This window comes from Gemmatimonadota bacterium, from assembly GCA_039715185.1.
Classification (GTDB): Bacteria; Gemmatimonadota; Gemmatimonadetes; order Longimicrobiales; family RSA9; genus DATHRK01.
Genome location: JBDLIA010000011.1, coordinates 43,932 through 53,182, shown reverse-complemented (window position 1 = coordinate 53,182; position 9,251 = coordinate 43,932). Strand labels below are relative to the sequence as shown.

General features: G+C 70.9%; 9 protein-coding genes and 1 rRNA gene. 6 read left to right on the top strand and 4 right to left on the bottom strand.

The features are described 5' to 3' along the window. Nucleotides 1-108: 108 nt before the first annotated feature. Both ABFS34_03850 and ABFS34_03845 read right to left on the bottom strand, forming a co-directional pair. A complete protein-coding gene (locus ABFS34_03850; protein ID MEN8374558.1) occupies nucleotides 109-1,449 on the bottom strand; it encodes a thymidine phosphorylase in 1,341 nt (446 codons plus the stop codon). Next, the gene (locus tag ABFS34_03845) at nucleotides 1,446-1,607 is read right to left on the bottom strand and encodes a hypothetical protein (GenBank protein MEN8374557.1); all 162 of its coding nucleotides are present in this window, start codon (nucleotides 1,605-1,607) and stop codon (nucleotides 1,446-1,448) included. The genes ABFS34_03850 and ABFS34_03845 overlap by 4 nt, the downstream gene beginning before the upstream one ends. Before the next feature lie 123 nt (nucleotides 1,608-1,730). On the opposite strand from ABFS34_03845, the gene ABFS34_03840 reads away from it, so the two are divergent. The 6 genes from ABFS34_03840 to thiE are packed head-to-tail and all read left to right on the top strand — an operon-like array spanning nucleotide 1,731 to nucleotide 7,418. Further along, nucleotides 1,731-2,708, top strand: coding sequence for a diguanylate cyclase (locus ABFS34_03840; GenBank protein ID MEN8374556.1), 978 nt, complete (start codon nucleotides 1,731-1,733; stop codon nucleotides 2,706-2,708). Further along, complete coding sequence (gene ligA / locus ABFS34_03835) at nucleotides 2,705-4,801, top strand: NAD-dependent DNA ligase LigA (GenBank protein MEN8374555.1); 2,097 nt, start codon at nucleotides 2,705-2,707, stop codon at nucleotides 4,799-4,801. Before ABFS34_03840 ends, ligA begins: the two co-directional genes overlap by 4 nt. Nucleotides 4,802-4,808: 7 nt before the next feature. Beyond that, nucleotides 4,809-5,336 carry a V4R domain-containing protein gene (locus ABFS34_03830; GenBank protein MEN8374554.1) on the top strand — a complete coding sequence of 176 codons (528 nt, stop codon included), beginning with the start codon at nucleotides 4,809-4,811 and terminating at the stop codon, nucleotides 5,334-5,336. Between the two features lie 32 nt (nucleotides 5,337-5,368). Then, nucleotides 5,369-5,785, top strand: coding sequence for a Holliday junction resolvase RuvX (gene ruvX, locus ABFS34_03825; protein ID MEN8374553.1), 417 nt, complete (start codon nucleotides 5,369-5,371; stop codon nucleotides 5,783-5,785). Continuing rightward, complete coding sequence (gene mltG, locus ABFS34_03820; GenBank protein ID MEN8374552.1) at nucleotides 5,782-6,804, top strand: endolytic transglycosylase MltG; 1,023 nt, start codon at nucleotides 5,782-5,784, stop codon at nucleotides 6,802-6,804. Before ruvX ends, mltG begins: the two co-directional genes overlap by 4 nt. After that, complete coding sequence (gene thiE, locus ABFS34_03815; GenBank protein ID MEN8374551.1) at nucleotides 6,801-7,418, top strand: thiamine phosphate synthase; 618 nt, start codon at nucleotides 6,801-6,803, stop codon at nucleotides 7,416-7,418. Before mltG ends, thiE begins: the two co-directional genes overlap by 4 nt. On the opposite strand, the gene ABFS34_03810 is transcribed toward thiE, so the two are convergent. Both ABFS34_03810 and rrf read right to left on the bottom strand, forming a co-directional pair. Continuing rightward, entirely contained in the window at nucleotides 7,415-8,848 is a 1,434-nt protein-coding gene (locus ABFS34_03810; protein ID MEN8374550.1) for a sigma-54 dependent transcriptional regulator, read from the bottom strand. The genes thiE and ABFS34_03810 overlap by 4 nt on opposite strands. A 182-nt stretch (nucleotides 8,849-9,030) precedes the next feature. Continuing rightward, nucleotides 9,031-9,147 (bottom strand): 5S ribosomal RNA (gene rrf, locus ABFS34_03805). Between the last annotated feature and the right edge of the window lie 104 nt (nucleotides 9,148-9,251).

The window sequence follows — 9,251 nt, the reverse complement described above, 5'->3', positions numbered from 1 at the left end:
CGCGCCGTAGCCGTCGCTACGGCAAGGAGTTCCAACGCCGCATCCGCGGGATGCAGCGCGGGCCGAATGCCTACGGGACTTCTGCAACGGTACACTAGGCGCCGGCCGCTAGGCCTCGATCGCGTGGGCGCCGTCCGCGTCGACGCGGTGGGAGATCAGGGGGAGCGGCTCCGGCCCCGGCTCCCGGGCGATGGGGATCGACGCCAGCAGCGCCCGCTCCGCTTCCCGCGCTGCGCCGTCGTCGGCCGCGTGCACGATCCCTAGTTCGGCGCCCGCCTCCACCCGGTCCCCGGGGCTCACCAACACCTCGAAGCCGACCGCCGGATCGATGCTCTCCTCCAGCGACCGCGCGCCGGCTCCCAACGCCACGGCCGCCCGGCCGATGGTCAGGGCCCGCACGGCGTGGACCCAGCCCGCGTCAACCGCGAGAACGGGCCGCCGCACCGGCGCGGTGGCGAGCAGGCCAGGGGTCGTCACCACGCGCGGGTCGCCATCCTGCGCCTCCACTATGCGCTCCATGGTGCGGGCGGCGCGGCCGGAGTCGAGCGCTTCCGCGACGTCCGCGCCAGCCAGCGCGGAGTCCTGTCGCAATCCCCCCACGACCAGCATTTCGGCGGCCAGCGCCAGCGTCACCTCGCGCAGGTCGTCGGGTCCGTCGCCGCGCAGCGCGGCCATCGCCTCTTCCACCTCCAGGGCATTGCCGACGGCGCGCCCCAGCGGCCGGTCCATCGCGGTCACGAACGCGGTTACCGCGCACCCGTGCTCGGCGCCGATGGCGATCATGGTCCGGCCCAGCTCTTCGAGCCGCGCCAGATCGGGGATGAAGCCCCCTTCCCCGCGCGTCAGGTTCAGGACGAGCCCCTCGGCCCCCTCCGCGATCTTCTTGCTCATGATGCTCGCGGCGATCAGCGGGATCGACGCCACCGTGGCGGTGGCGTTGCGCAGCGCGTAGAGGCGTCCGTCCAGCGGCGCGAGATCCTGGCTGGGGCCTATCAGCGCGCAGCCGATGGTGGCGAGCTGGGAGCGCATGCGCTCGATCGACAGGTCGGTGCGGAAGCCCGGGATGCTCTCCAGCTTGTCCAACGTGCCGCCGGTGTGGCCGAGCCCCCGGCCGCTCATCATCGGCACCCGCAGGCCGAGGCTGGCGGCGAGCGGCGCGAGGACGAGCGATACCTTGTCGCCGACGCCACCGGTCGAGTGCTTGTCCACCTTGGGCCCGGGGATGTCCGACAGATCGAGAACGGTGCCGGAGTCGAGGGTGGCCTGGACCATGGCGTCCAGCTCTATGCCGCTCAGCCCGTGCACGTAGACGGCCATGAGGAACGCCGCCATCTGGTAGTCGGGCACGCGGTCCTGGGCGTATCGGTCCAGGAACTCCGCCAGCTCCGCGGACGCCAGGTGTTCTCCGTCGCGCTTGCGACGGATGAGCTCGTAGGGCGTCAGGGTCACAGAGGTCGGCGAACCGCCGGGGAGGCGCCGCGCCGAGTTCCACCGCGAGGATGGGTCAGGTCCAGCGACAGCAGCAGCGCCACGCTGGCGCCGAAGGCCAGCCCGAGGGCCAGCCCGGCCAGCAGATTGAACGCTCGAGGCTCTTCTTCGTACCGCATAGCCGCACAGGTTGTGGGGGCCACGGACTCGGCGAGCCGACCTCCTTGCCACGGCTCGCGAGCGTCTGCCATTCTGCACCGTCAACGGCGTGACCGCCACCAGGGCCCGAACCCGAGATTCGAATGACCGAGCGGTCCAGCGGCATGGATGAAGCACTCCAGGGGCACATCCTGCTCGTGGACGATAATCTGGACAACCTGGACATCGTCTCGACGCGGCTGGAGTTCCTGGGCTACCGGGTCGACACCGTCGCCACGGGCGACGGCGCGCTCGCCCAGTTCAGGAAGGACACGCCCGACCTGGTGCTGCTGGACGTGATGCTGCCGGGGATAGACGGCTACGAGGTGGCCCGCCGCATCCGCGCCGACGAACAGGTCCCCTACGTGCCCATCATCCTCGTCACCGCACGCGACTCCACGCGGGACAAAGTGACGGGCCTCGACGCGGGGGCGGATGACTACCTGACCAAGCCGATCAACTTCCCGGAGCTCGAGGCGAGGGTCCGCTCGATGCTGCGGATCAAGAAGCTGCAGGATCAGCTGGAGGCGTCCAACCGGAAGCTGGAGCACCTGAGCATCAGCGACGGGCTGACGGGGCTCTACAATCACCGTCACATCCACGAGGTGCTCGTGCGCGAGTTCGATCGCAGCATGCGCACGCACGAGCCGATATCGGTCGCGATGTTCGACCTGGATCGGTTCAAGTCGGTGAACGACAGGTACGGCCACCAGGCCGGAGATTCCGTCCTCCGGGCCGTGTCCGACATTCTCCGCGAAACGGCGCGCGAGGTCGACGTGCTGGGTCGATACGGGGGCGAGGAGTTCATCGCGGTGCTTCCCGGCACCGAGTTGCACGACGCGGCGGTGTTCGCCGAGCGCGTACGAGCGGCCGTCGCCGGGGCGACGTTCCCCCTCGACGGCCAGCCTTCGATCAGCATGACCATCTCGGGAGGCATCGCGTCCTGGCCGGCGCGCAACGTGACCGACGCCCGCACCCTGATCGAGGCCGCGGACCGCGCGCTCTACGCGGCCAAGGAAGGAGGGCGCGACCGGATCGTGCGCGCGTCCGAGGTGGTCGGACCAGCCCCGCTCGGCGCGTGACGGAGGCATCGGCCGCGCGTATCGCGGCCCTGGTTGGGCGGGCCGACCCAGCCGATCCCGGGGCGCGCGCCGCGGCCCTCCGGAAGGTCCTGAACCAGGCCTCGCGCGAGTACTACCTCGCCGACGCCCCCACCCTGACCGACGCCGAGTACGATCTCCTGTATCGCGAGCTGGCGGACATCGAGGAACGGCACCCCGAGATTCGCACGTCCGACTCGCCCACCGTCCGCGTCGGCGCCGAGCCGGTCTCGGGGCTGACCAAGGTGCGCCACCTGAACCCCATGCTGTCGCTGGCCAACGCGTTCGACGAAGCGGATCTGCTCGCCTGGCAGGAGAGCAACGAACGGATAGCGGCGGAGGCCGGGACCGGCCCCTACGTCGCCGAGATGAAGATCGACGGCGCCGCCGTGGCGCTGCTCTACGAGGACGGCGAGTTGGTGCGCGGGGCGACCCGCGGCAACGGACGCACCGGCGAGGACGTGACCCACAACCTGCGCACCGTCCGCGACGTGCCGCTCGAGCTGGCCAACCTTCCCTCTTCGCTGCCCAGGCGCTTCGAGGTGCGCGGCGAGGTCTACATTCCGACGGCCGAGTTCGACGCGCTGAACGCCTACCGGGAAGAGCGCGGGGAGCCGGTGCTGGCGAACCCCCGCAACGCGGCCGCGGGAAGCCTGCGCCAGTTGGACCCGCGCCTCACCGCCGGGCGACCGCTCCGTTTCTACAGCTTTCAGCTGGCGCCGGACCCGGCCGAAACGGAGGCTCCGCCGCGCGCGAGCCAGTGGGAGACGCTGGAGCTGCTCGTGTCCCTGGGGTTCCCGGTCAATCCGGATCGTCGGCGCTGCAAGACGCTGGCGGCGGCGCTGTCGTTCGCGCGCGACGTCGAGGAGCGCCGAGGCGAGCTCGGCTACGGCGTGGACGGCGTCGTCATCAAGCTGGACGAGCGCGCCCTGTGGGAGGAAGTGGGCGTCCGTGGCGAGCGCGAGCCGCGCTGGGCCATTGCCTACAAGTTCGCGCCGGAGACGGCGGTCACCCGGCTGGAGAAGATCGACATAAACGTCGGCCGCACGGGCACGCTCAACCCCTTTGCCCGTCTGGCCCCGGTGCAGGTGGGTGGAGTGACGGTCAAGCTCGCCACGCTGCACAATTTCGACGAGATAGCCCGCAAGGACTTCCGCGCAGGGGACTTCGTCGTGATCAAGCGGGCCGGGGAGGTCATCCCGCAGGTGGTCGAGGCGCTCGTCGACCGCCGCTCGGGCAAGGAAGAGCCGTTCGTAATCCCGGACAGGTGTCCGTTCTGCGACACGCCGGTCGAGGCCCCCGAAGACGAGGTGGCCGTGTACTGCCCCAACGTCGCCTGCCCCGAGCGCATCTTCTGGACCCTCGTGCACTACGGGTCGCGCGGCGCGCTGGACATCCGCGGCCTGGGGGAGAGGACCGTGCGCCAATTGCTGGCGGAGCGGCTCGTTTCCGATCCGGCCGACCTGTACGCGTTGAGCGCCGCGCAGCTCGCCGGGCTGGAGGGGTTCGCCGATGTTTCGGCTCGCAACCTGGTGGACGCCATCGCGGCCAGCAGGGAGCTGCCGCTCAGCCGGCAACTGGTCGCGCTCGGAATCCGCCACGTGGGCACCAGCGCCGCCCGGATCCTCGCGAAGCGGTTCGAGACCGTCGACGCGCTCATGGACGCGGACCGCGAGACGCTGGCAGGCATCTTCGGGATCGGAGACGTCATGGCCGAAGCCATCGTGGACTACTTCGAGCGGCCCGACAATCGAGCGCGGATCGAGCGGCTGCGCGCCTTCGGGGTGAACCTGACCGAGCCCGTCGACCGCTCCGCTCACCGACCCTTCGAAGGCATGACGTTCGTGATCACGGGTACGCTGCCGTCGCTGAGCCGTGCCGAGGCGAAACAATTCGTCGAGGCTCGCGGCGGCCGCGTGAGCGGCAGCGTGTCCGGCAGAACCGATGTCCTGGTGGCGGGCGAGAACGCCGGCTCCAAGCTGGAACGCGCGCGCTCTCTCGGGGTCTCGGAGTGGTCGGAGGAACGGCTGCGCCGCGAAGGCGACGCCGCGACGACGCCAGACGAGAACGGATGAGGAACGAATGAGAGGTCAGACCGCCCGGGAGGTGCGCCTTCCCGTCGAGGGTCTGTCGGCGCTCAGGGCCGCGGTGCGCTCTTCGTGCGACGCGGACGCCGGGGCGCGGGCCTTACAGCGGGCCGGAGTGGCTCTGGGGCGCGCCATCTACGCGGACATGGCGCTCGACGGCGATCCCGCGGACCTGGCGCCGTCGGCGTTCTGGGGGCGCGTGCTGGGTGAGCTGCGGGGACGAGGCTGGGGAGACTTCACGCACCGGACGGTGCACGCGGGGGCCGGCGAGCTCGTCACCGCGGACAGCGCCGAGATCGACGAGGGGGGAAGCCGGCCCGATTGCTTTCTTTCCGCCGGGGTGATCGCGGGCCTGCTGGCCGGCGTCGACGCCGGACCGGTGGCGGTTCTCGAGGTGGCGTGCCGGTCTCAGGGCGACGGCGAGTGCCGCTTCCTGTTCGGCGGCCAGGAGGCCATCGCGGCGGTCCACGCGGCGCTCCTCCAGGGGCGCGCCGCGGAGAGCGCGTTGGGGGCGCTGGGCTGATCGAGACAGCACCTGCGCGCACGGGGCGGATCATGGGGGTGGACTACGGCGAGAGGCGGATCGGGCTCGCGCTCAGCGACCCCACGGCGACCATCGCCTCGCCGCTGCCCACCGTGAAGAGACGCAGGGGCAAGCGCCCCCCCGTCGAGGCCCTGTCCCGGCTGGCCGAGGAGCGCGAGGCCGTCGAGATCGTCGTGGGGCTGCCCCTCGCGCTCGACGGCTCGGAGAGCCCCTGGACGCTGGAGGTGCGGCGCTTCGGCGAGCGCCTCGCGGAGCGTACGGGCCTCCCCGTGTTCTGGATCGACGAGCGTCTTACCTCGGTGGAGGCCGAACGAGCGGTGAGATCGGTGGGGCTGCCCAAGTCGCGCCGTGAGGAAAAGGGACGCGTCGACGCCGCGGCCGCCACGCTCATCCTTCAGCGCCACCTCGACCGGCGCGGACGGGCATGACTTCACGCCGCTTCGCGAGCGTCGGTTGGCGCGCCTTGCTGGCGACCGCCGTGTTCACCGCGACGCTGGCGGGCTGCTCGGGCGCAGGCACCGGAGAGCCGCAAAGAGTCTACATTCCGCCCGGCTCGCCGTTCGCCGCGGTCGTCGACTCGCTGGAGGCCCACGGGCTGGTCCGCTCGCCGAGGCTGCTGCGCGTCTACGCCCGCTTCGGCGACGCCGCGGCGCGCGTCCGTCCGGGCACCTACGAGTTCCGGACCGGGACGGGGTGGGACTCGGTGTTCGCCAAGCTCACCACCGGCGACATCGTGCTGACCAGCTTCGTCATTCCGGAGGGCTGGGACCTCGCCCGAATCGCCGAGATCCTGTCCAACTTCGGACCCACGCCGGTCGATTCCGTGCTCGCGCTCCTGACGGAGGCGGGAGCGGCCGAACGGTGGGCCGTGCCGGGCCCCACGCTGGAGGGGTACGTCTACCCCGCGACCTATCTCGTCCCGGTGGAGTCGGGCCCCGAGGACGCGCTCGCGGTGGCCATCGACCGCTACCGTCGAGTCTGGACGCCGGCGCGAGACACCGCGGCGCTGGCCGCCGGGTTTGACCGGCGGGAGGTGACCACGCTCGCGTCGATCGTCGAGCGAGAAGCCAGGCGGCGGAGCGAGCTCGGGACGATCGCCGCGGTTTACCGGAATCGTCTGCGCATCGGCATGGCCCTGCAGGCGGACCCCACCGTGCAGTACGCACTGGGCGGCCCCTGGCGCGAGCGGCTTCTGAACGCGCACATCGACTCGGTCGCGGACAGCCCCTACAACACCTACGCGCACCCGGGCCTGCCCCCGGGCCCGATCGGATCGCCCAGCGAGGAGGCGATCGACGCCTCGCTCAACCCAGCCGACGTCCCGTTCCTCTACTTCGTCGCCCGCCCCGACGGATCGCACGTCTTCACGCGCACCCTCGCCGAGCACAATCGGGCGATCAGGCAGATTCGACGCGACCGCAGGGCCGGGGGACCGCCGGCCCCGTGACGGCGGACCTCCGCCTGATCGTCGTCACCGACGACGAGCTCGCCGCCCCCCGATCGACCGAACAAGTGGTGGCGGCGTGTCTCGAGGCCGGGGCGCCCGCGGTGCAACTCAGGGACAAGCGATCCGACGATGGCGCCTTGCTCGGGCGGGCCCGCGGACTGCGGGCGCTTTGCGCCAGGCACGGCGCACTCTTCTTCGTGAACGACCGAGCCGACATCGCGCTGGCGTGCGGCGCGGACGGCGTGCACCTGGGCCCCGACGACGTGCCTCCTGACGCGGTTCGCCGCGTGGTGCCGGACGGGTTCCTCATAGGCTGGTCGACGGATTCCGCGCGCGCCGCGGCGGGTGCCGCGCGGCTGGGAGTCGACTACATCGGCTGCGGAGCGGTGTTCGGGACGAGTAGCAAAGTAGAGGCGGCCGGGGAGCGGATCGGTCCGGACGGGCTGGCCCGCGTCGTGGCCGCGAGCACGGTGCCAGTCGTGGCGATAGGAGGGATCACGCCGGCCAACGCGGGGCTGGCGCTCGCCGCGGGGGTGGTGGGCGTCGCGGCGGTGAGCGCGCTCATGTCAGCCCCGGACCCGGGCGCCGTCGTGCGTGCGCTGCTGACCCACTAGGCCGATCCGGACACGCCGATGTCCAGCTCGTGCTTGGCCAGCAGTCGATGGACGGTGCGGCGTGACAGCCCAGCCGTTCGGGCCGCTGCGGAGACGTTGCCACCGTGCTCGTCGAGGAGCCTGCGCAGGTACAGCCTCTCGAAGCGATCTACCACTCCCTCCTTGGCGACGTGGTAGGGTGCGAGCGGGCCGCTGGGCGCCTCCGCGCCCTCGGCCGGCCCGCTGCGCTCCGCCCTGATCTCCGGCGGTAGCGCCAGGGCATCGATCGAGGCGTCGTCCACCGCCAGAGACACCACTCGCTCGATGGCGTTCTGGAGTTCGCGCACGTTGCCCGGCCAGCGGTAAGCCCGCAGGGCCTCGATGGCATCGCCCGTCAGCGTCAGCCGACGGCCGTACCGGGCGCAGAATCGCTCCAGAAAGTGTGCCGCGAGAAGCTCTACGTCATCCCGCCGGTCGCGCAGCGCCGGCACCCGAATGGGCACCACGTTCAGGCGAAAGTACAGGTCGTCCCTGAGGAGCCCGTCCCGCACCGCCTGTTCGGGGTCGCGGTTCGTGGCGGCCAGCACTCGAATGTCCAGCTCCACCTCGTCGCGACCGCCCACCGGGCGCACGCGTCGTTCCTGCAATGCGCGTAACATCTTGGCCTGGAGGTCGTTCCCCATCTCACAGATCTCATCCAGGAAGAACGTGCCGCCGGCCGCCGATTCCATGAGGCCCACGCGCGCCTCGCGGGCGCCGGTGAACGCGCCCTCGACGTGTCCGAACAGCTCCGATTCGAGCAGGTCCGAGGGAACGGCGGCGCAATTCACGGCAACGAACGGGTGCTCGGCCCGCGCGCTGTTCGCGTGCAGCGCCCGCGCGACGAGCTCCTTGCCGGTCCCGCTCTCACCGCTGATCAGCACGCTCGCCTCGGTCGCCGCGACCCGACGCACCCGCTCCATGAGCTCCAGCATGGCAGGCGAGCTCCCCACGGCGCGGTCCGACCCGACCCCTCCATCCAACAGCTGGGCTCGCAGCCGCCTGTTGTCGCGGGCGAGGCGCGCCTGGATGGAAGCCCGCCCCAACAGGATGCGCAGCTGCATCGCCGTGAATGGCTTCGGGATGTAGTCGTAGGCGCCCAGGTCGAGCGCCTCCACGCTGGCGTCGACGGTGGCGAACCCGGTGATCATGATCACCAGCGCGTCCGGAGCCTCGGCGCGAAGGTCTTTGAGGATGTCGAGTCCATTGGCGTCCGGGAGGACGACATCGCACAGCACGATCTCCGGCCGGAACGCTCGCGCCATGCGCCTGCCTTCGTCGGCTCGGTGCGCGATGTGGACTTCGTGACCTTCCGCGCGCGCGATCTGGGCACAACTCCGCGCCAGACCCTCCTCGTCGTCGATGACCAGGATCTTCAACGCATCGGACTTCTGGTCGGAAAGTCGGGTCATGCGCGCTCTCGATCGTGGCGCCGCGGGGTGGCAGGAAGAACCTGCTTCGCCAATCTAGATCGTGTCCGGTGGTGCGCCAAGCGAGAGGGGAGCCCAGAAAGGAGGGGACACGAAGCGAGCCCGCGTCCCCGGAGAGGGGAGCGGGCTCGAAGCGGGCCCGAAAAACGCGGCCCGCCAAAGGGCGCCGGCGACGACGTACTCTCCCACCCGGTGGCCCGGGCAGTACCATCCGCGCAGCGGGGCTTAACGACCGTGTTCGGTATGGGAACGGGTGTGACCCCCGCGCAATAACCGCCGACAAAAATGGCTTGGTCGAATCGCCGATCTCTGCGTTGCTGCTCGTGGGCGCTCGCTGCGGCGTAGCTTTGACTACGCCTCACTCGTCGCCCACTCGCGCGCCTTG